Annotated in this window: 17 protein-coding genes; 8 read left to right on the plus strand and 9 right to left on the minus strand. The window is 69.5% G+C overall.

The genetic code is table 11. The annotated features are described in order from the left end of the window. Window positions 1-23: 23 nt before the first annotated feature. The 3 genes from PV646_RS29830 to PV646_RS29840 form a co-directional block, all read right to left on the minus strand. Entirely contained in the window at window positions 24-1,019 is a 996-nt protein-coding gene (locus PV646_RS29830; protein ID WP_500345609.1) for a TerC family protein, read from the minus strand. A gap of 65 nt (window positions 1,020-1,084) precedes the next feature. Then, a complete protein-coding gene (locus PV646_RS29835; RefSeq protein ID WP_500345610.1) occupies window positions 1,085-3,385 on the minus strand; it encodes a beta-xylosidase/alpha-l-arabinosidase in 2,301 nt (766 codons plus the stop codon). Window positions 3,386-3,395: 10 nt separating this feature from the next. After that, entirely contained in the window at window positions 3,396-4,409 is a 1,014-nt protein-coding gene (locus PV646_RS29840) for a LacI family DNA-binding transcriptional regulator (protein WP_500345611.1), read from the minus strand. 122 nt (window positions 4,410-4,531) lie between these two features. Here PV646_RS29840 and PV646_RS29845 point away from each other — a divergent pair, with 122 nt between their 5' ends. The 5 genes from PV646_RS29845 to PV646_RS29865 are packed head-to-tail and all read left to right on the plus strand — an operon-like array spanning window position 4,532 to window position 10,147. Beyond that, window positions 4,532-5,809 (plus strand): extracellular solute-binding protein, encoded by a 1,278-nt coding sequence (locus PV646_RS29845; protein ID WP_500345612.1) that lies wholly within the window; start codon window positions 4,532-4,534, stop codon window positions 5,807-5,809. Then, a complete protein-coding gene (locus PV646_RS29850; protein ID WP_500345613.1) occupies window positions 5,809-6,780 on the plus strand; it encodes a carbohydrate ABC transporter permease in 972 nt (323 codons plus the stop codon). The genes PV646_RS29845 and PV646_RS29850 overlap by 1 nt, the downstream gene beginning before the upstream one ends. Before the next feature lies 1 nt (window position 6,781). Beyond that, the gene (locus PV646_RS29855; protein WP_500345614.1) at window positions 6,782-7,597 is read left to right on the plus strand and encodes a carbohydrate ABC transporter permease; all 816 of its coding nucleotides are present in this window, start codon (window positions 6,782-6,784) and stop codon (window positions 7,595-7,597) included. Further along, complete coding sequence (locus tag PV646_RS29860; RefSeq protein ID WP_500345615.1) at window positions 7,594-8,595, plus strand: endo-1,4-beta-xylanase; 1,002 nt, start codon at window positions 7,594-7,596, stop codon at window positions 8,593-8,595. The genes PV646_RS29855 and PV646_RS29860 overlap by 4 nt, the downstream gene beginning before the upstream one ends. A 13-nt stretch (window positions 8,596-8,608) precedes the next feature. Continuing rightward, the gene (locus PV646_RS29865; protein ID WP_500345616.1) at window positions 8,609-10,147 is read left to right on the plus strand and encodes a glycoside hydrolase family 43 protein; all 1,539 of its coding nucleotides are present in this window, start codon (window positions 8,609-8,611) and stop codon (window positions 10,145-10,147) included. 136 nt (window positions 10,148-10,283) lie between these two features. On the opposite strand, the gene PV646_RS29870 is transcribed toward PV646_RS29865, so the two are convergent. Continuing rightward, on the minus strand, window positions 10,284-10,772 hold the full coding sequence (locus PV646_RS29870; RefSeq protein ID WP_500345617.1) for a roadblock/LC7 domain-containing protein: 489 nt from the start codon (window positions 10,770-10,772) through the stop codon (window positions 10,284-10,286). 5 nt (window positions 10,773-10,777) lie between these two features. Next, a complete protein-coding gene (locus PV646_RS29875) occupies window positions 10,778-11,152 on the minus strand; it encodes a hypothetical protein (RefSeq protein ID WP_500345618.1) in 375 nt (124 codons plus the stop codon). A 286-nt stretch (window positions 11,153-11,438) separates the two neighbouring features. On the opposite strand from PV646_RS29875, the gene PV646_RS29880 reads away from it, so the two are divergent. Then, on the plus strand, window positions 11,439-12,746 hold the full coding sequence (locus PV646_RS29880; protein ID WP_500345619.1) for a DUF1996 domain-containing protein: 1,308 nt from the start codon (window positions 11,439-11,441) through the stop codon (window positions 12,744-12,746). A gap of 15 nt (window positions 12,747-12,761) precedes the next feature. Here the strand turns inward: PV646_RS29880 and PV646_RS29885 are convergent, their stop codons facing one another. Then, the gene (locus PV646_RS29885; protein WP_500345620.1) at window positions 12,762-13,646 is read right to left on the minus strand and encodes a cellulose binding domain-containing protein; all 885 of its coding nucleotides are present in this window, start codon (window positions 13,644-13,646) and stop codon (window positions 12,762-12,764) included. 178 nt (window positions 13,647-13,824) lie between these two features. Continuing rightward, window positions 13,825-14,826: a LacI family DNA-binding transcriptional regulator gene (locus PV646_RS29890; protein ID WP_500345621.1), complete on the minus strand. Its 1,002-nt coding sequence runs from the start codon at window positions 14,824-14,826 to the stop codon at window positions 13,825-13,827. A gap of 220 nt (window positions 14,827-15,046) precedes the next feature. Between PV646_RS29890 and PV646_RS29895 the strand changes: the two genes are divergently transcribed. Next, window positions 15,047-16,054: a LacI family DNA-binding transcriptional regulator gene (locus PV646_RS29895; RefSeq protein ID WP_500345867.1), complete on the plus strand. Its 1,008-nt coding sequence runs from the start codon at window positions 15,047-15,049 to the stop codon at window positions 16,052-16,054. 19 nt (window positions 16,055-16,073) lie between these two features. Continuing rightward, window positions 16,074-16,766, plus strand: coding sequence for a glycoside hydrolase family 12 protein (locus PV646_RS29900; RefSeq protein ID WP_500345622.1), 693 nt, complete (start codon window positions 16,074-16,076; stop codon window positions 16,764-16,766). A 157-nt stretch (window positions 16,767-16,923) separates the two neighbouring features. On the opposite strand, the gene PV646_RS29905 is transcribed toward PV646_RS29900, so the two are convergent. Both PV646_RS29905 and PV646_RS29910 read right to left on the minus strand, forming a co-directional pair. Next, window positions 16,924-17,883 (minus strand): acetylxylan esterase, encoded by a 960-nt coding sequence (locus PV646_RS29905; RefSeq protein ID WP_500345623.1) that lies wholly within the window; start codon window positions 17,881-17,883, stop codon window positions 16,924-16,926. Window positions 17,884-17,894: 11 nt separating this feature from the next. Beyond that, window positions 17,895-20,666 carry a glycoside hydrolase family 3 C-terminal domain-containing protein gene (locus PV646_RS29910; RefSeq protein WP_500345624.1) on the minus strand — a complete coding sequence of 924 codons (2,772 nt, stop codon included), beginning with the start codon at window positions 20,664-20,666 and terminating at the stop codon, window positions 17,895-17,897. Window positions 20,667-20,761: the final 95 nt, after the last annotated feature.

Here is a 20,761-nt window from a genome sequence, read left to right on the forward strand (position 1 = left end):
AGCTGTTACTAAGTAGTCAAGTGTTACTTATCGTCGTCCCGGTGACCGCGCAGCGAGCCGGGGTGGGCCTTGGCGGACGGGTCGTTGCGGGTCTTGATCAGGCTCGCGACCGTGACGATCACCAGGATGCCGAGGATGACGCCGAGACTGAGCGGCGTCGGGATCTCGGGCACGCTCGCGGAGATGTCGACGTGCGCCCAGTGCAGGATCAGCTTCACGCCGATGAACGCGAGGATGACCGCGAGGCCGGCCGACAGGTACACCAGCCGGTCGAGCAGACCCTTGACGAGGAAGAACAACGCGCGCAGGCCGAGCAGGGCGAACGCGTTGGCGGTGAACACGATGTAGGGCTGCTCGGTCACGCCGAACACGGCGGGGATCGAGTCCAGCGCGAACAGCAGGTCGACACCGCCGATCGCGACCAGGACCACGAACAACGGGGTGGCGAGCCGCTTGCCGTCGACGCGGGTGAAGATCTTGCCGCCGACGTAGTCGTCGGTCACCGGCAGGAGCTTGCGGGCGGTCTTGACGACGACGTTGTTCTCGACGTCGGGATCCTCGTTGCGATGCCGGAACAGCTGCACGGCGGTGAAGATCAGCAGCAGCCCGAACAGCAGGAACATGAACGAGAACAACGACAGCAGCGTGGCGCCGACGGCGATGAAGATGCCGCGCATGATCAGCGCGAGCACGATGCCGAACGTCAGCACCTTGTGCTGGTGCTCCTCGGGCACGAGGAACGTCGTCATGATGATCACGAAGACGAAGAGGTTGTCGACCGACAGGCTCTTCTCGACGATGTAGCCCGCGAAGTACTCCGCGCCGAACGTGCCGCCGTGCGCACTGGCGAACCACACGCCGAACCCGATGGCGACGGCGATGTAGAACACCGACCACAGGCCGGCCTCGCGGAAACCGATCCGGTGCGGCCGCCACGCCGCCAGCACGAGGTCGACCGCCAGCAGCGCGACGATCACCCCGATCGTCACGGCCCACGTCAGTCCGCTGATCTCCAGCACAAGAACTCCTCCGACAGCCCGGTCCGTCCGCAGTGGACGTTACCGGGCTGGGGGAGGGAACCCCGCTAGGGACTCGTCGTGAACTCCGGTGTCATCACCCGGCCGAATCCGACCTGCCTCGCCGGTCCGGTCAGCGAGAGCTTCAGCGCCGTGTGGATGTTCGCGCTCGACGTGCCGACGTGCAGCTCGACGTCACCGGCGTCGACCTGGCGGCGTCCCGCCCGGCCGGTGTAGGAGGTGAGGTCCGCGTGCAGCCGCGTGGTGACGGTGCGGGTCTGGCCGGGCGCGAGGTCCACCTTCACCGCGCCGATCAGCGACCGGACGGGCCGCGCGACCTCCGCGACCGGGTCGTGCAGGTAGATCTGGACGACCTCGGTGGCCGGGGAGTCCGTGTCGTTGCGCAGGACGACGTGCACGGCGCAGGTGCCGTCGGTCGGCCACTCGCGGTCCTCGCACCCCGCCGTCACCCACGAGACCGGCGTGTACGAGAGGCCGTGGCCGAACGGGAACAGCGGCGTCGGGTCGACCGTGCTGACCTCGCTGCGGGTGCCGAGGGGAGCGCTGAGGTAGGTCGACGGCTGGGTGGAGCCGGCGCCGGGGAAGCTGACCGGGAGCCTGCCCGTCGGGTTGACGCGTCCACTCAGGACACCCGCGAGAGCCTCCGCCCCCTCCTGGCCGGGGTAGAAGCCGCAGACGACGGCGGCGAGGCGGCCGGCCTGCCGGGACAGGTCGTACGGGCGACCCGAGAGCAGCACGAGGACCACCGGCATGCCGGTGTCGAGCACCGCCTCCAGGAGTTCCTCCTGACGGCCGGGCAGCTTCAGGTCGGCGACGTCGCAGCCCTCCCCGGACGTGCCCTTGCCGAACAGTCCCGCCTGGTCGCCCAGCACCACGACGCAGACCTCTGCCTGCCGGGCGGCGTCCACCGCCTCGGCGATCTCGTCGTCGGTGCCGCCCACGACGGGGCATCCGCGCGCGAACACGACGTCGTGGTCCTCGCGCAACGCCTCCAGCACGGTGGAGACCTCGATGCCCATCTCCGCGTCCGGGTGGTGGACGCCGACGTGCAGCGGGAACGAGTAGCAGCCCATCATCGCGCCCGGCTCGTCGGCGCGCGGGCCCACGACGGCCAGGCGCTTGCCGGCCAGCGGCAGCACGCCGTCGTTGTGCAGCAACACGATCGAGCGCTCGGCCACCTCGCGGGCGAGAGCCTGGGACTCGGCGTCGTCGAGGTCGAGGTTCGAGTCGGGCGCGGGGGAGTAGCCGGGGTCGAGCAGCCCCAGGTCGAACTTCTGCGTCAGCACGCGGGTCAGCGCCCGGTCGACGAGTGTCATGTCGACCCGGTCGAAGTAGAGGCCTTCGAGCAGCGGCTCGCCGTAGCAGTCCACAGTGGGCAGTTCGACGTCGATGCCGGCCGCGAGCGCCTGTGCGGCCGCGTCCTCCCGGCCTGCGGCGACACCGTGCAGCTTGTGCAGGAACGCCACCGAGAAGTAGTCGGCTACCACGGTCCCGGTGAAGCCGTACTCGTCGCGCAGCAGTTCGGTGAGCATCCGCGGATCCGCCGCGACCGGCACGCCGTCGTTGTCGGAGTAGGAGTTCATCACCGACCGGGCACCGGCGTGCAGGGCCATCTCGAACGGCGGCAGGATCACGTCCGCGAGCTCGCGCGGCCCGATCGACACCGGCGCGAGGTTGCGCCCCGCCCGGGAGGCCGAGTAGCCGGCGAAGTGCTTGAGCGTGGCCACGATCCCCGCGGCCTCGAGGCCCTCGACGTAGGCGGCACCGATCGTGCCGACCAGGTGCGGGTCCTCGCCGATGGTCTCCTCGACCCGGCCCCACCGCAGGTCGCGCGCCACGTCGAGGACAGGTGCGAGGCCCTGGTGGATCCCGAGCCGCCGCATCGAGCCGCCGATCTGCTCGGCCATGCGCCGCACCAGGTCCGGCTCGAAGGTCGCGCCCCAGCACAACGGCGACGGGTACACGGTCGCCTGCCACGCGGCCAGCCCGGTGAGGCACTCCTCGTGCGCCAGCGCGGGAATCCCGAAGCGGCTCGACTCGACGATCTGCCGCTGGGTGCGGGCGAGCGTGCGCGCGCCGACCTCCGGCGCGATCGGCCGGGTGCCGAAGACGCGGGTGAGCTGGCCGATCCCGTGCTTGGTCAGCTCGTCGAAGTCCTGCGGTGCCACGGCGAACTCGTGCTGGTGCGGGGCCATCTCGCCGACGGCGTCGATGCCGACCCAGATGCCCTGCAGTTGCACGATCTTCTCCTGCGGCGTCATGCGCGCGACGAGGTCGCGCACACGATCGTCCACGGGTGCGTGCGGGTCGCGCCAGACCTCGTCCGGCGCGGTGGCTTCTGTCGTCACGAGAACAACCTCACGAGGTCAGTGGGCGGGTCGACTGCCGGACGACCAGTTCGGTGCCCAGGGTGATGTGGGTGTCGGCGGGCTCGTCGCCGTTGATGAGCCGCACCAGCAGTTCGAGGGCGCGGTGGCCCATCTCGCGGATCGGCTGCTGCACCGTCGTGATCGGCGGGCTGCACAGCGCGGACTCGGGGATGTTGTCGAAGCCGACCACCGAGAGGTCCTCCGGCACGCGCAGGCCGAGGTCGAGTGCGGCCTCGACGGCCGCGATGGCGGTGGTGTCGTTGGCGGCGAAGATCGCGGTCGGCCGGTCGGAGCCGGTCAGCAGGGCGCGGGCCGACGCGGCCGCCACGTCCGCGTCGTAGTCGCCGCGGCGGACCAGGTCCTCGTCGACCGTCACGCCGGCGCTGGCGAGCGCGCCGCGGTAGCCGGTTTCGCGCTGCTGGGCCGATTTCAGGTCCTCGCGGCCGGTGAGCATCGCGATGCGGCGGTGCCCGAGCGCGAGCAGGTGCTCCGTCGCGAGCCTGCCGCCGTGCAGGTTGTCGGAGTCGACGGTGGGCAGCGCGGCGCGGCCGGTGTGGGGGTCGACGGCGACCACCGGCGTGCCGGGGATGCCCTCGAGGTCGACGGCGGGGGTGACCAGCACGGCGCCGTCGACGAGCGTGCCGCTCAACCGCGTGAGGTAGCGCTGTTCCCAGCCGTGCGGATCGCCGGTGCGACCGCCCGCCGAGTACACGACCAGCTCGAAACCGGTGCCGCGGATGGCATCCGCCGCGCCCTTGAGCAGTTCGGTGCTGAACGGCTCGATGTCGGCGACGAGGATTCCGATGACGTTCGTGCGGTGGTTGCGCAGGCTCTGCGCGACGAGGCTCGCCTCGTACCCCAGGTCCTTGATCACGGCGGTGACCCGCGCGAACGTGTCGGCGGAGACGCCGTAACGGTTGTTGAGGACCTTGGAAACGGTGGCTACCGAGACGCCGGCCTGAGCGGCGACGTCCTTGATCGTGACGCGGGAGCGTGGAGGCACCGGGTCAGGCTAGCCGTGTAAAACGTTATCGACAACGATTGACACGGGACCGGTTCACACGGGAGTCTCTGGCCCCAACACAGGCAGTCCAACCGGCCGACGTCGTCAGGAGTGGACCCCCAATGCGTTCCAGAAAGCCCCTTGCCCTCTTCGCCGCCGCGGCGTTCGTGCTGGCCGGGTGCGGTGGTGGCGGCGGTGACGCCTCCACGGAAGGCCCCGTCACGCTCACCTGGTGGCACAACCGCACCACCGAACCGATGAAGTCGAAGTGGCAGCAGATCGCCGACGACTTCCACAAGACCCACCCGAACACCTCGTTCACGATCGAACCGCTGCAGAACGAGCAGTTCCAGACCAAGGTGCCGCTCGCCCTGCAGGGCAACACCCCGCCCGACCTCTTCCAGCAGTGGGGCGGCGGTGCGCTCGCCGACCAGCTGAAGTCCGGCAAGATCGCGGACATCACGCAGGCCTCGTCGGGCTGGATCGGCCCGCTGGCCAAGAACGCCGACGGCTGGAAGGTCGGCGGCAAGCAGTACGGCGCGCCGTACCTGATGCACGCGGTCGGGTTCTGGTACCGCAAGGACGTCTTCGCCTCCGCGGGCATCACCACGCCGCCGGCCACCATGGACGATCTCAACGCCGCCGTCGCGAAGCTGAAGACCGCGGGCGTCACGCCGATCGCGATCGGCGGCAAGGACCGCTGGCCGGACGCCTTCTACTGGGCGTACTTCGCGGTGCGCCAGTGCTCGGTCGACACGCTGAAGAAGGCGGTCGAGAAGACCGAGCTCACGGACCCGTGCTTCCTCAAGGCGGGCGAGAACCTCAAGAGTTTCCTGGACACGAAACCGTTCCAGGACGGGTTCGTCGGGACGCCCGCTCAGCAGGGGGCGGGCAGCTCGGCGGGCCTGGTGGCCAACGGCAAGGCCGCCATGGAGTTGCAGGGCGACTGGAACCCCGACGTGATGCAGGCGCTCACCGAGGACAAGGAACTCGGCTCGAAGATCGGCTGGTTCCCGTTCCCGACCGTGCCGGGCGGACAGGGCGATCCGAGCGTGATGGTCGGCGGCGGTGACGGGTTCTCCTGCACCACCCGCGCTGCCAAGGCGTGCGCGGAGTTCCTCGGCCACCTGGTCGGCGACGACGTGCAGAAGATCCTCGCCGAGACCAACTCCGGTCTGCCGGTGACCCCTGCCGGTGTGGCCGCGCTGAAGAGCGAACCGCACAAGGCGATCGCCGATGTCATGGGCAAGGCGTCGCACGTGCAGCTCTACTTCGACACCGCGTTCCCGACGAAGGTCGGTCAGGCCCTCAACGACGCCATCGCGAACTTCTTCGCGGGGCAGGGCGGGCCCGACACCATCGTCAAGTCGGTGAGTGAAGCGGCTGCCGGGAACAAATGATGAGTGCCGCGATCACCACGCGGCCGCCGACCGCCCCCGTGCCGCACGCGCCAGCGGCCGGGGGCACCCGGCGGCGGTCCAGAGTCCGCACCCGCCTCGAGCTCGCGCTCCTGCTGATCCCGGCACTGCTCCTGTTCACCGGGTTCGTGCTGGTGCCGATCGGTGTCGCGGCGTACTACAGCCTCTTCTCGTGGAACGGCTTCGGCCCGCTCACGGACTTCGTCGGGCTCGACAACTACGTCGACGCCTTCTCCGGTGACGTCTTCCAGGGCGCCATCGGGCACAACCTGATCATCGCCACGCTGTCCGTCGTCGTGCAGCTGCCGTTGAGCATCGGCCTCGCGTTGCTGCTCAACCGGAAACTGCGCGGCCGGACGATCCTGCGGATGGTGGTCTTCGCGCCGTACGTGCTGTCGGAGGCCGTGACCGCGGTCATCTGGTTGCTCATGTTGCAGCCGGGCGGGTTCATCGACGAGATCCTGCGCGCGGTCGGCCTCGGCGGACTGGTGCAGCTGTGGCTCGCCGACCCGTCGATCGTGCTCTACACGCTCTTCGTGGTGATCACGTGGAAGTACATCGGGTTCGGCGTGATCCTCCTGCTGGCCGGCCTGCAGGGTGTTCCGCCCGAGCTGCGGGAAGCCGCCGCACTGGACGGCGCGAGCGCCTGGCAGACCACCCGGCACGTCGTGCTCCCGTTGCTGGGGCCGACGATCAGGATCTGGGTGTTCCTGTCGGTGATCGGGTCGCTGCAGCTCTTCGACCTGGTCTGGATCATGACGCTCGGCGGTCCCGCCAACGCGTCCTCGACCATGGCGACCTACCTGGTCGACCACGGCTTCAAGCGGTACGAGTTCGGCTTCGGCAGCGCGGTCGCGGTGATCCTCTTCATCATCTGCTTCGTGTTCGCGTTGTTCTACCAGCGGTTCGCGTTGCGCCGTGACACCGCCGGCGCGATGACGGGAGTGCGCTGAGATGGCACGTCGCAACATGATCGGCTATCTCGCCGCGTTCGCCGTCATCGGCATGACGGTGGTACCGCTGCTGTTCGTGATCCTGGGCGGGTTCCGCACCACGGCGCAGATCAACACGGCGCCGGCCGGCCTGCCCGGACCGTTCGTGTGGGACAACTACGCCGAGGTGGTGACGTCTCCGCAGTTCTGGCGGCTGCTCGGCAACAGCGCGCTGATCGCCGTGATCGCGACGACTCTCGCGGTCGTGCTCGGGTCGATGGCGGCGTTCGCGTTGTCCCGGTACGCCTTCAAGGGCCGTGAGGCGTTCTACACGTTGTTCACGCTCGGCCTGCTGTTCCCGCTCGGCGTGGCGACGCTGCCGCTGTACCTGTGGCTGCGTCAGCTGGGGCTGTTGGAGAACCCGCTCGGCGTCGCGATTCCCGAGGCGGCGTTCTCGCTGCCGGTCACGATCGTGATCCTGCGGCCGTTCATGCACGCCATCCCCGGTGAGCTGGAGGACGCCGCGTTGCTCGACGGCGCGGCGAAGCTCGGCTTCTTCTGGCGGATCCTGCTGCCGCTCTCGCGTCCGGCGCTGATCACGGTGTCGGTGCTCGCGTTCGTCACCAGCTGGAACTTCTACCTGTTGCCGTTGCTGGTGTTCAACGACTCCACGAACTTCACGCTCCCGCTCGGCGTGGCGATGTTCCAGTCCGAGCACACCCAGGACACCGCGAAGGTGCTCGCCTTCACCGCGCTGTCCATGATCCCCGCGCTCACGTTCTTCGTCCTCGCCGAACGCCGCATGGTCGGCGGTCTGACCGGCTCAGTGAAGGGATGATCGTGCGAACCCGATTAGCAGTTGGTGCGGCAGTACTGGTCATGCTCGCGCAGGCGGCACCCGCCTCGGCCGCGGGACCGTTGAAGCACAACACGAACAGGTACGTGGGCAGCGCGGTGGCCGTCCAGCACCTGAACGCCGAGGCGGACTACAAGAAGGTGCTGACGCGGGAGTTCGACAGCGTCACGCCCGAGAACGAGATGAAGTGGGGCGTCGTCGAGGCGGTGCGCGGCCAGTACGACTGGTCCGGCGCGGACGCCATCGTCGATTACGCCCGCCGGACCGGCAAGACCGTGCGGGGCCACACGCTCGTGTGGCACAGCCAGTTGCCCGACTGGGTCGCCGGGCTGGAGGCGGCCGAACTGCGCGGTGTCGTCAAGGACCACATCAGGACCGAGGCAGGCCGGTACCGCGGCAAGATCCGCGCGTGGGACGTCGTCAACGAGGCGTTCAACGAGGACGGCACGCGCCGGCAGACGGTGTTCCAGGAGAAGCTCGGCGACCGCTACATCGCCGACGCGTTCCGCTGGGCCCATCAGGCAGACCCGAAGGCCAAGCTCTACATCAACGACTACAACATCGAGGGGCTCAACCCCAAGAGCGACGCGACGTACGAACTCGTGAAGTCGTTGAAGCGGCAGGGGGTGCCGATCCACGGCGTCGGCATCCAGGGCCACCTGTCGCTGATGTACGGGTTCCCGTCGGGCATGAAGGAGAACATCGCGCGGTTCGCCGCACTCGGCCTGGACGTCGCGATCACCGAGGCCGACGTGCGCATCCCGTTGCCGGTCACGCCGGAGAAGCTGGTCAGCCAGGCCGACTACTTCGAGCAGGTCTGGGACGCGTGCCACGCCGTGCGGCGGTGCGTCGAGTTCACCACGTGGGGCTTCACCGACCGGCACTCGTGGGTGCCCGACGTGTTCCCCGGTGAGGGCGCCGCCTGCCTGTTCGACGAGAACCTGCGGCCGAAGCCCGCGTACACCCGGCTCAACCCGTAGCGGGAGCGCCACCGTGGCCCAGTACGAGAACCCGGTCCTGCCCGGCTCGCACCCCGATCCGTCGGTGTGCCGGGCGGGATCGAACTACTACCTCGTCACCTCGACGTTCGAGTACTTCCCAGGCCTGCCGATCCACCACAGCAAGGACCTGGTGCACTGGAGGTTGCTCGGCCACGTGCTGGACCGGCCGTCGCAGCTGCCGTTGCGGGGAGTGCGCGCGTCCGGCGGTCTGTACGCGCCGACGATCCGGCACCACGACGGTGTGTTCTACGTCGTGTGCACGCTGGTCGACGGCACGGAGAAGAGCGGCAACTTCGTGGTGATCGCGACGGATCCGGCGGGCGAGTGGTCGGAACCGGTGTGGCTGCCGGAGGCGGACGGGTTCGACCCGTCGCTGTTCTTCGGCGACGACGGCAGGGCGTGGTGGACGGCGACCCGCGAGGTGCCCGGCGGCCCGCCCGGCCGGACCGAGGTGTACCTGCGGGAGTTCGACCCGGTCCAGTTGGAGCTGGTCGGGGACGAGCACGTGCTGTGGAGCGGCACCTCGCACGAGTCGGTGTGGCTCGAAGCACCGCATCTGTACGAAGTGGACGGACGCTTCGTGCTGCTGTGCGCGGAGGGCGGGACCGATTTCGAGCACTCGGTGGTCGTCGCGGTGGCGGACGAGATCACCGGCCCGTACCGGGGTTCGCCGCTCAACCCCGTGCTGACCCATCGTCACCTGGGCCGTGACCACCCGATCGCGGCGACCGGGCACGCGGACCTCGTGCGCACGCAACGGGGTCAGTGGTACGCCGTGCTGCTCGCGACCAGGCCGTACGGCGGCTACGTCTACAACCTGGGCCGCGAGACGTTCCTGGTTCCGGTGTCGTGGGAGGCAGGTGGCCCGGTGTTCAGTCCCGGCACCGGCCGCGTCGAAGCCGGGTACGACGTTCCCGACCTGGTGCCGCAGCCGTGGCCCGAAGCCGGGCCGACCGACGAGTTCGACGCGTTCGACCCCGCCTGGATGTTCCTGCGCACACCGGACGAGGTGTTCTGGTCGGTGACGGACCGCCCCGGCCACCTCCGGCTCCTGCTGCGCCCGGAGTCGATCACCGGGCAGGTCACGCCGAGTGCCGTCCTGCGGCGCCAGCAACACCAGGACTTCCACGCCTCGTGCGAGCTCGACTTCACGCCGGCGGGACCGACCGAGGCGGCGGGACTGGTGTTGCTGCAGAACAACGACAACCACGTCCGGCTCCTGCTGGGCGTCGGCCGCGAGGTCACCCTGGTGCGCCGCGCCGCCGGACGCGAGGACCTGCTGGCCCGGACGACGGTGGGGGAGGGCGTGGTGCGGCTGCGCTTCGAGGCGACCGGGCAGGAACACCGGGCACTGGTCGCCTCGGGGGAGCAGGACTGGTCGCCGCTGGGGGAACCGTTCGACGGACGCGTGTTGAGCACGCAGGCGGCGGGTGGCTTCACCGGTGTCCACATCGGACTGTACGCGACCAGTGACGGTGCGCCGAGCACGTCGTGGGCCGACTTCGGCAGCTTCACCTACGGCGGTGGGTGAAACTGACCGTCCGATGGAGGTGGCCCCGGGCGCGGGGCCACCTCCCCTGACCGCGTGCGGGTGAACCAGTTGTCCTCGCGCCGCAGGGTGAACGGGTCCGCGTCACGGCTTTCGGCCGGTGACGCGGACCGGTGTCTCACCGCCGGGCGGCGACCGCCTTCTGCAGCATCGCCAGCGTCTGCTTGGCGACCACGTTGAACATGCCCATGGTGGTGTCGCGCTCACCGAGCACCACCAGCAAGGTGTCGTCGTCGACCCCGAACACGCCCACTTGTCCGGAGTCGCCCTCGAAGAACACCGCGCGCGGACTGCCGACCCTGGCCTGCGTGGTGAACTGGGTCGCGAGGCCCGCTGCCGCCGCGGCCATCGCCGCGACGCCGTCGTCCTCGACACCGCGCGTGACACCGCACAGCACCAGGCCGTCCCGCGTCGCGACGAGGACACCGTTGATCGACACCGAGTCGATGTCGTCGTGGATCTCGCGCAGCGCTTCGGACATCGTTCTCGCGTTGGCGCCTTCGGCAGGCCGTGTCGTCGAGGGTGTGGTGTCCGGCAGCGTCGAACCGCGCCGGCGCAACGGCAGCGCGTCCGGTGCCGGTGCCGCGTGGAGGGAGAACTCGGCCATCCAGGTCACACCGTCAGATCGGCTTCGATGGCCTTGAGGCTGTGCCTCGCCAGCGCGAGGTTGGCCCGTTCCCGGTCCAGCACGAGGTAGAGGAACAGCTTCGACTCGCCGCGCGCGCTGGGCGTCAGCAGGCGGATCAGGTGGTACTGGCGCTTGAGGGTGATCAGGATGTCCTCGATCTCGTCGTTCAGCTTGAGAGCCGAGATCACGCGCTGCTTGGACCGCACGACCTCGGTGTTGCCGGCCGCGGCCACCTCCAGGTTGAGCCAGTCGCCACCACCGATGGTGCCGAGCGACATCCCGCTGTCGTAGTCGACGAGTGCGGCACCCACGGCGCCGGTGATGTTCATTGCCTCTTTCAAGGCCGTTTCGATGTTCATCCTGATACTTCTCCTCGTACGCGCCCGGTCACACGCGGCGACAACTTCCCCGGACTCTCCTGCGAATCCGCTGGAAGATCGCGTGATTCGATCACCCTACGTCGCCACGGTACGTCTGGGACAAGTCCGTTCGGAGCAACATCAGGGCCAATGAGTCCGTTTAGGACCGAACGGACGTGGGGTGTGAACCGTGGACGAACAGCTCCTGTACCGGTGCTTTCGACGGCTGTTCGACTCGAACCGAGTCGAAATGAGCCGGTGAGTCTTCTCGCACGTAACCCGGGACATGAGCCTCTACAAAGGACGTTCTCTCGCGGTGAAGATCACCGCGGGTCTGCTCGGCCTGACCGCGCTCGGCGCGCTGGCCGTCGCGACCACCACAGGTGGTGAGGTGTCCGCGCTCGCCGATGGCGCGGACAAGTCCCAGTTCGTCGACATCACCAAGGTCAAGGCGAACGTCACCGTCGCCAGACCCCAGAAGGGTGCGACGACCGGCACGTTCACAGTGGACTGCGGGCGCAACGAGAACGGGCACTTCAACCCGGACAACTTCATCGCGCAGCCCGGTGTCCGCAACGGCGCCCAGCACCTGCACGACTACGTCGGCAACCTCTCCACCGACGCCGACTCGAACGACAGGTCGCTGGAGCAGGCCGGCACCACGTGCCGCAACGGCGACAAGTCCGCCTACTTCTGGCCGGTCGTGCGCATCAACGACGAGGAGGAGGCCGGGGCGAAGACGGTCAGCTGCCCCGACGTCGCGAGCAAGCTGCCCCGGGTGCCGGACCAGGCGAGGGCCGAGGTCGACCGCAACCTGGCGTTGCTCAAGACCCAGATCGACGAGGCGAACAAGCGCTTGGCGAAGAACGAGAACCCCGGCGACGAGAACTTCGCGCAGAACGCGATCGTCGGCCCGTTGAAGGACAAGCGGGTCGCCACCATCGACCGGATGGCCATCGCGATCGGCCGCAACGCACCCCGGCCGCAGGGGCTGGAGAAGCTGGCTCCGTGCACCCTCGGAGGCGGGGGAGGTGGCGGTGAGAACGAGCTCCCGGGCAACGAGGGCGACATCCAGCGCCCCGCCGTCGTCGACCTGACCTTCCGCGGTTCGCCCGTGGGCGAGGTCGTGGCGATGCCGAAGTTCCTGCGGGTGCTCTACGGCGACGCCAAGGTCTCGACCAACGGCACCAAGAACGCCCGGGACTCGTGGACCTGCACCGGTTTCGAGGACAAGGTGCTGATCAACAAGTACCCGGTCTGCCCGCAGGGCTCGAAGGTCAAGCGGATCCACGACTTCCCGAGCTGCTGGGACGGCAAGAACACGGACTCGAAGAACCACCGCGACCACATCGTGTTCCCGGACCAGAACGGCAAGTGCCAGAACGGTTTCAAGGCCGTTCCTCAACTGCGGATCTCTCTGACCTACGACATCCCGCTCGACGTCCAGAAGGCCGGCCGGTACGCGGTCGACTCGTTCCCGGAGGAGGAGCACAACCCGTTCTCCGACCACGACGACTTCGCCAACGTCATGTCGCAGCAGATCATGAACAGGCTCGTCGACTGCGTGAACAACGGCAGGAAGTGCCGGGAGTGACGACGTCCGTTCTGGTCACGCCACCGCGCAGGCGAGTCCGTTGAGGCTGAAGGCTTTCGGCGCGGTGTTGGCGGACCCGCTCGACCCCGTGAAGCCCATCAGCAACGACTCGCCCGCGGGGATGGCCTGGTTGTAGGAGACGGCCGTGGCGGAGACGTCCGCGCCTGACTGCTTCGGCGTCGCGTTCCACATCTCCGTCACCTTCTGCCCGTTGGCGAACCTCCACTGCAACGACCACCCGTTGACCGCGGTGTTGCCGGTGTTGCGGATCGTGACATCCGTGCGGAACCCGCCGGGCCAAGTGTGCGTGACGCTGTAGGCGACCGAGCACCCGGCCACGGGTATCGGCGCCGCGGTGGTGGTCGCCGCCGGAGGAGGTGGAGTGGTGCTCGGCTTCACGCAGGGCGGCCCCCAGCGGCCGAGGTGCTTCGCGGAGGCGGTGGTCTCCGCCTCCTGCATCGCGCGGTCGCCGGCGGCCTCGTTGCGCACCATGCCGAGCTCGACGGCGAGCAGCCCGTAATCGGTGCCGTCCGCGAGCCGCAGCGACACCTCCGCCGCGCCGTCCGGGCTCGGTTCCACCGGCTTCTCCAGCAGCATGGACCTCGCGAACGTGGTGGCGGCGTCGGTCCAGCACGCGTCCGGCGCCGCGAGTCCCTTGACCTTGACCTCGACGCCGTCGGAAAGCTTCATCGTGCGCACGTCGAGGACCTGTTGCACGGTCAACGCCGACTTCTGCGGCGGTTCGATGATCGACGGGACCCACGGCGGCGTCGTCGGAGCTGGTGATGCCTGCGGCTCACCGTCGCCCCCGCAGGCGGTGGCCGCGCTCGCCGCCAGCACGGCGGCGACCAGGAGCCATCGGAAGGAGGTCGGTCTCAGAACACCCAGCAGTCGTCTCATCGTTCCTCTGCGGCAAGGCATGTCGGCGATCGAACCAAGGGAGGTTCCGCCGAACGGCTGATCTTGCGCAGGCTACGACCGTTCCGCCGGATGCGGAAGGCGTTCGGTGAAAATGCAACTACCGCCTCTTTCGACGCCGTTCGAGTCGAATTCCGTCGAACGACGAGGAAGGATCGTTTCAGCGACCTGCTGTGCTGCCCCGGTCGGTGAGCCTGGGCTGGAGCAGGCGGACCTCCGGCGCGTGGTCCTGGGTGAGGCGGGTGACCACCATCTGGACGGCGATCGCGCCCAGTTCCCTGGCCGGCACGGAGATCGACGTGAGCGGCACGGGCAGGCTCTGCGCCACGTCGTCGGGGCACAACGCGATCACGGACAGGTCGCGCGGCACGTCCAGCGAACGGCGCCGCAGCTCGAGCAGCAGCTGCCCCAGGACGGCCTCGTTGTGCACGACCAGGCCGGTGATCCCGCGGTCCTGGTGCAGCACCGCGTCCAGGCAGGCGGAGACCGAGTCGTAGCCGGGAGCGCACGAGTGCACCGAGACCGGCAGGTTCCTCCTCGTGGTCTCGTGCTGGAACCCGGCCAGCAGGCGCGCGGCGTAGCTGGTGCCGCGTTCGTACACGGCGGGGGGTGAGCCGATCAGCGCGATCGACCGGTGCCCGAGATCGGCCAGGTGTCCCACCATCCGTCTGCCCGCGGCGGCGAAGTCGAGGTCGACGCAGCTCAGGCCCTCGTGGTCGTCGGGCACGCCCAGCAGGACCACCGGCGCGTCGACGGTGCGCAGTTCGGGCACGCGCGGATCGGCGCTCTCCACGTCCATCACGATGATCGCGTCCGCCATCGATCCGGCGGTGACGCGGTGGGCCTCGCCCGGCCCCGCCTCCTTGGTCAGCAGCAGCACGTCGTAGTCGTGGTCGCGAGCCGACGTCACGATCGACGAGACGAACTGCATGACGACGGGCACGTTCTGGTCGGCCCACAGCGGTACGACGAGGCCGAGCACCCGCGACCGGTTCGAGGCAAGGGCGCGCGCACCGGCGTTCGGGTGGTACCCCAGGGCCGCGATGCTCTGCTCGACCCGGCGCTTGGTCTCCTCGGAGATGCTGCGCTTCCCGCTGAGCACGTAGGAGACGGTGCTGATCGACACCCCGGCGTGACGGGCGACCTCCTTGATCGTGATCATGCCCGTCTCCTGCTCGTCCGCTGGTGGCGATCATCGTAGTGCCGCGCGGTGTCCCGAAGGTCGAACGCGTCGCGGACATCGACGTGGTAAGCGTCGAAATCATCGAACGCGAAGTGATTCCTTGACGAGCGAGTTTCACGCGTGCCACATTCTGAAATCACGATCGAAGCGCTTCGATTCGTTGCGGTCCGGAGGTGTCGGCGTGGTCACCATCGTGGACGTGGCAAAACATGCGGGTGTTGCTCCCAGCACGGTTTCGTACGTGTTGACGGGAAAACGCCCTGTTTCCGCGGACACCCGCGTAAGAGTGCGGGAAAGCATTCAGCTGCTCGGATACCGCCCGCACGCGGGCCTGTCGGCGGCGCGTGCCAGAACGAACGTGCTGGCGCTGGTGCTGCCGCTCAGGGAGGGCGTGCACCTGCCGGTCGCCATGCGGTTCGTGACCTCGGTGGTCACCTCGTCCCGCGGGCACGACATGGACGTCCTGCTGGTGACCGCGGACCAGGGCGCGGCAGGGCTGCGCGCGCTGGCGGAGAGCGGCAGGGTGGACGGGTTCCTGGTGATGGACGTGGAGCTCGACGACGAACGGGTGCCGGTCCTGCGTCAGCTCGGACTTCCCTCCGTACTCCTCGGCCATCCCGCGGCCGTGAAGGGCCTGACCTGCATCGACCTGGACTTCGAGGCGGCCGGGGCGCGCTGCGTCGACCACCTCGCGGACCTGGGGCACCGCAACATCGGCTTCCTCGGCGCCCCGAGCGTCGTCTACGAGCGCAACACCGGTTTCGCGCAACGGACCCTCGCGGGGTTCAGCGCCGCGGCCATGCGCCGGGGCGTCACGTCGACCGCCGTACCGGGCGAGCACGGGCACGACTGGGTGCTCGCCGTGGTCACCTCGCTGCTGCGCGAACTGCCGCGGATGTCGGCGCTGGTCGTGCAGAACGAGGCGGTGCTCGGCCAGGTGGTCGACTGCCTGCGCGCCGAGGGCAGGCGCGTGCCCGACGACGTCGCCGTGGTCGCGATCTGCCCGGACGAACTCGCCGAACGACTCCGGCTCACCTCGGTCCAGCTGCCGGTCGAGGTGCTGGGCCGGTGGGCCGTCGACCTGCTGATGGCCAAGCTCAAGGGCCACCAGCCGCCGGCGCTGACGTTGCTCCCGCCGAAGCTCGCCAGCCGGACCGGCTCGAAATCCCCGGAGCCCAGGCTCCGGGTGACGAATGGTGTCGAATGATTTCGCAGGAAGGTGTGCGATGAACAAGGTGACACGTGCGCTGATTGTCGCGGTGGTGACCGCACTCGTGGTTCCACTCGGCTCGGGCAGTGCCCTGGCGGCGGCCTGGAATTCCTCCGACCGGTGGGGAACGTGGTCGAACGGCGGTTACACGGTCCGCAACAACATCTGGGGCGGCGGTGCCGGGCCGCAGTCGATCTGGGCCAACTCCTACAGCAACTGGGGTGTGTGGTCCAACCAGCCCAACACCGGCGGGGTGAAGTCGTATCCCCACTCCGAGAAGATGGTGAACCGCAGGCTCAGCTCGATCGGCAACCTGCGGAGCAGCTTCAACGTCTCGTACCCCAACGCCGGCGCGTACACCACCGCGTACGACATCTGGGCGGACAACAACGCCTACGAGGTCATGCTGTGGATGAACAAGGTCGGCGCCGTCGGCCCGATCGGTTCGTGGCAGGCGTCCGCGACGGTGGGCGGCCACAGCTGGAACGTCTACCGCGGCTCGAACGGCTCGAACGCGGTGTTCTCGTTCGTGCGCACCTCGAACACCGGCTCCGGCACCGTCGACGTCAAGGCGGTGATGAACTGGATCCGCGCCCGCGGCTGGTTCGGTGACGTCACGGTGGGCGCGGTCCAGTTCGGCTACGAGATCACCTCGTCCAGCGGCGGCCTGAACTTCACGACCAACAGCTACTCCGTCTCCTTGAGCTAGTGGCGTGACTCAGAACGTCGGCGGCGAATCCGCGCCCAGCAGGGCGCCTCGCGGCACCGCCCCCACGCCCCGTACAACCAGTACGAGGACGCGGGGGCGACACCACGATGCACCCGTCTGACCGCGAATTCCCCCGGCAACGTTCCGGGCCACACCACTAGGCGCCGAGCCCCCGGTCGCGCAACCACTCCAGCTGCGCGACCGGGTTGGAGCCGTGCCCGCCGCCGTGGTCGGCGAACTGCCACACGGTCATCGTCCGGTCCTCACCCGCGTACCGGTTGTACGCGGCGTACACAGTGGACGGTGGGCAGATCGGGTCCATCAGGCCGACGCTGAACAACGCCGGCGCCGTCGCCCGTCGCGCGAAGTGCACACCGTCGAAGTAGGAGAGGGTGGCGAAGGCGGGATCGACGCCGTGCCTGCTGTGCCACCGCAGGTACTCGGCGAGCTCGGGGTACGGGCCTTCGCCGCAGATCTCCGCCGCCCGGCGGTAGTGACACAGGAACGGCACGTCCGGCATCACCGCGGCGACGCGCGTCAGTCCCGCGACGGCGAGCGCCAGCCCGCCTCCCTGGCTGATGCCCGTGGCGACCACGCGGTCCGGGTCGAGTCCCGGCAGCTGGGCCACCGCGTCCACGGCCCGGACGCAGTCGGTCATCAGGCGCCGGTAGTAGTACGTCCCGGGGGACTCGATGCCCCGGGTCAGGAAACCCTTGGCCCACTGGACCCCGCCGCCCGCGTCCGGGGTGTCGTGTCCCTGGCCGCGGCTGTCGACGACGAGCTGGGCGTACCCGGCCGCGGACCACAGCAGGTGGTCGGTGGGCAGGCCGCGTCCGCCCGTGTAGCCGATGTAGGTGACGACGACGGGCAGCGGGCCCTCCGCTCCCCGTGGCCGCAGCAGCCAGGCCGCCACCGGTTCGCCGTTCCAGCCGGGGAACCGGACGTCGTCGACCTCGACGGTGCGCAGGAGGTGCGGGACCCGTTCGGTGCTCACCGCGCCGCCACACGCGCGCGCCTCGGCCAGGGTGGCCTCCCAGAACGCGTCGAAGTCCTGTGGTGCCACCAGGTCCGGGCGGTAGGCGGTGAGTTCGTCGAGGGACAGGTCCGTCAACGGCATCGGATGCTCCTTCAGTCGGCCGTGGTGAACCGGAAGGCGGCGAGGCGGACACCGCCGTGCAGCGTCACTTCGAGGTCGTGGACGCCGTCCAGCGGTGCCGTCAGCGCGGTCCGTCCGGTGGTCCACACGTACGGATCCTCGTTGGCCGGCACGGGAATCTCCACCTGCAGTTCGCCGCACCGGAACTCCACGCGCCCACCCGGACCGGCGACGTCGGCCTCGACGCGGACGGCACCGGTGAGATCCACCGAACGGAACCACAGCGTCGCCGGCACGGCCGGGTCGGCGGCGGTCACCGCGTCCCCGGCGGCACGGGTGGCATCGACGAGCGTCGCGCCGTCGTGGTCGTCGAAGTCGGCGGCTCGCAGACGTCCGGCACGAGGTTCGGGGACCGGTCCGGCGACGGTGATCGGGGCGGTGAGCACGACGTCCCGCGCGGACCTGGCCACGAGCACCTCGTACCCGCCGGGGTCGACGGCGAACGCGCCGGTGCCGACGTCCCAGTGCGCCAACCGGTCTCCCGCCAGCCGGAAGGTCAGCACCCGGATCTCGCCCGGCGCGAGCGAGACCTTGCGGAAGTCGGCGAGCCGGATCCGGGCGGCCTCGTACCGGGCGTCCATCGCGCGGACGTAGAGCTGGACGACCTCGCTGCCGGTGCGGGTGCCGGTGTTGGTCAGCGTCACCGACAGGTCCACCGCGCTGTTCGCCGTGATGGTGCCGGCGGACAGGAACAGGTCGCGGTAGGCGAAACCGGTGTAGGACAGGCCGTGCCCGAACGGGTAGAGCGGCTCGGCCCGGTGGTACTGGTAGGTCCAGCCCGCCTTGATCACGTCGTAGTCGAGCGGGTCCGGCAGTTCGTCGTCACCGCGGTACCAGGTCTGCGGCAGCCTTCCGGCGGGCTCGGCCTCACCGAGCAGCACGGCGGCCAGCGCCCGGCCCGTCTCCTGTCCGCCGTGCGACGTCCACACGACGGCGGGCAGGTGCTCGTCCGCCCAGTCGAGGGCGTAGGGGTAGCTGCTCATCACCACCAGCACGGTGTCCTTGCGGACGTCCGCGACCGCGCGCAGCAGCGCGTCCTGCGAGCCGGGCAACGCGAGTCCGGCGCGGTCCTCGGTCTCGCGGCCGTGGATGAGCGGGTGGTTGCCCAGGACGACCACCGCGACGTCGGCCGCCAGTGCCGCGGCGAGGGCGTCGGCGGTGCCGTCACGCAGCACCTCGCGGTCCCAGCGTTCGGCGGCGTCGAGGCTCTCGGCGGTGACCCGGACACCGCCCGGCCCGGCGACGGCGTACCGGCCCGTCAGGACGTTCCGCAGCACGAACGAGTCCTCGACGGGCAGCAGCCGGAACGTCTCGCGCACCTCCCAGCTCTTGATCACCTCCTGGTCCGCCACGAGCGACGTGCCGTCGAGCCTGAGGTACCGCCCGGTCTCCGCGGACCGCAACGTCAGCACGCCGTCGCCCCAGTCGGTGACGTCGAACGCGGTCCCGCCCAGCAGTTCGCCGCTCGTGCGGGACCGCAACGCCACCCGGTCGGCACCGTCCGCGACGGTCACGTCCTCCCCGAGCACCGCGTCGAGTCCGTTCGCGACGGTGACGGCGTACGGCAGCGTGCCGCTGTACCAGTCCTCCAGCACGGCGTCCGCGAGCGGCCCGATCACGGCGATCTTCGGGGTGCGCAGGGGAAGCAACCCGTTGTTGCGCAACAGGACCACCGACTCGGTCGCCGCCTTGAGTGCGAGCGCCCGGTGTTCCTGGCAGTCGAGGGCGTCCTGGCCGATGCCCGCGTACGGGTCGAGCTCGGGGTCGAACTCGCCCAGCCGGAACCTGATCGAGAGCTGCCGTCGCACCGCTCGGTCCACATCGGACTCGTCGATCAGGCCGCGGTCGAACGCCTCCCGCAGCCTGCCGACCGGCGTCGCGCTGTCCACGCCGTGGTCGGTGAAGCTGTCGATGCCCGCCTTCAGCGCGGCGGCGTGCGACTCGGCGTGGTCGTCGAAGTAGTGCTCCGGGTCGACCAGGTTGGACGGTGCCTCCGCGTCGCTCACCACGAACAGCTCGCGTCCGGTCGCTTCGGCCCAGCGGCGCAGCTCCGTCGCGATCAGCGGGGTGACGTGGCACGGCCGTCCGTTGACCAGGTTGTAGGCGGCCATCGCACCGGTCGCGGCACCGGACGTGACCACGGGCCGGAACGCGGCGAGGTCGTACTCGTGCAGCACCCGCGGGCGCACGCTCGACGACGTGACGCAGCGGTCGTTCTCGTTGTTGTAGGCCAGGAAGTGCTTGAGCACCGGGGCGGCGCGCAGGAACCGGGGGTGGTCGCCCGCGAGCCCGCGGCAGAACGCCGTGCCGAGCCGCGCGGTGTGCACCGGGTCCTCGGAGTAGCCCTCCTCGTTGCGGCCCCAGCGCGGGTCGCGCAGCAGGTTCAGCACCGGTGCCCACGCCTGCAGGCTCATGTCGGGTGACCGGTGGCGCATCGCCCGCAGTTCGATCGAGGTGGCCTCGGCGACGGCGTGCACGAGCTCCTCGTCCCAGGTCGCCCCCAGCCCGACGGCCTGCGGGAACACGGTCGCGGTGCCCAGCCAGGCGACGCCGTGCAGCGCCTCCGTGCCGGTGCGGAACGCGCCGAGGCCGAGCCGCTCGACCGCCGGTGAGTACTGGTGCAGCATCGCGATCCGTTCGTCGAGCGTCAGCCGCCCGAGCAGGTCGTCGATGCGCTTGCGCGTCGGCTGTGCCGGATCGAGGAAGAGCGGCCGATCGGCGACGGGGAGGTACTCGGAAACCACGGGACAACCCCTCGGGTCGGAGCCGGAAGCGAAGCGCTTCGACATTGGCATTGCGAGGTTTCCGCTGTCAACGCCCTTGTCTTGGGAGACCTGCG

It is taken from the genome of Streptomyces sp. ID05-26A, assembly GCF_033794685.1.
GTDB lineage: Bacteria > Actinomycetota > Actinomycetes > Mycobacteriales > Pseudonocardiaceae > Lentzea.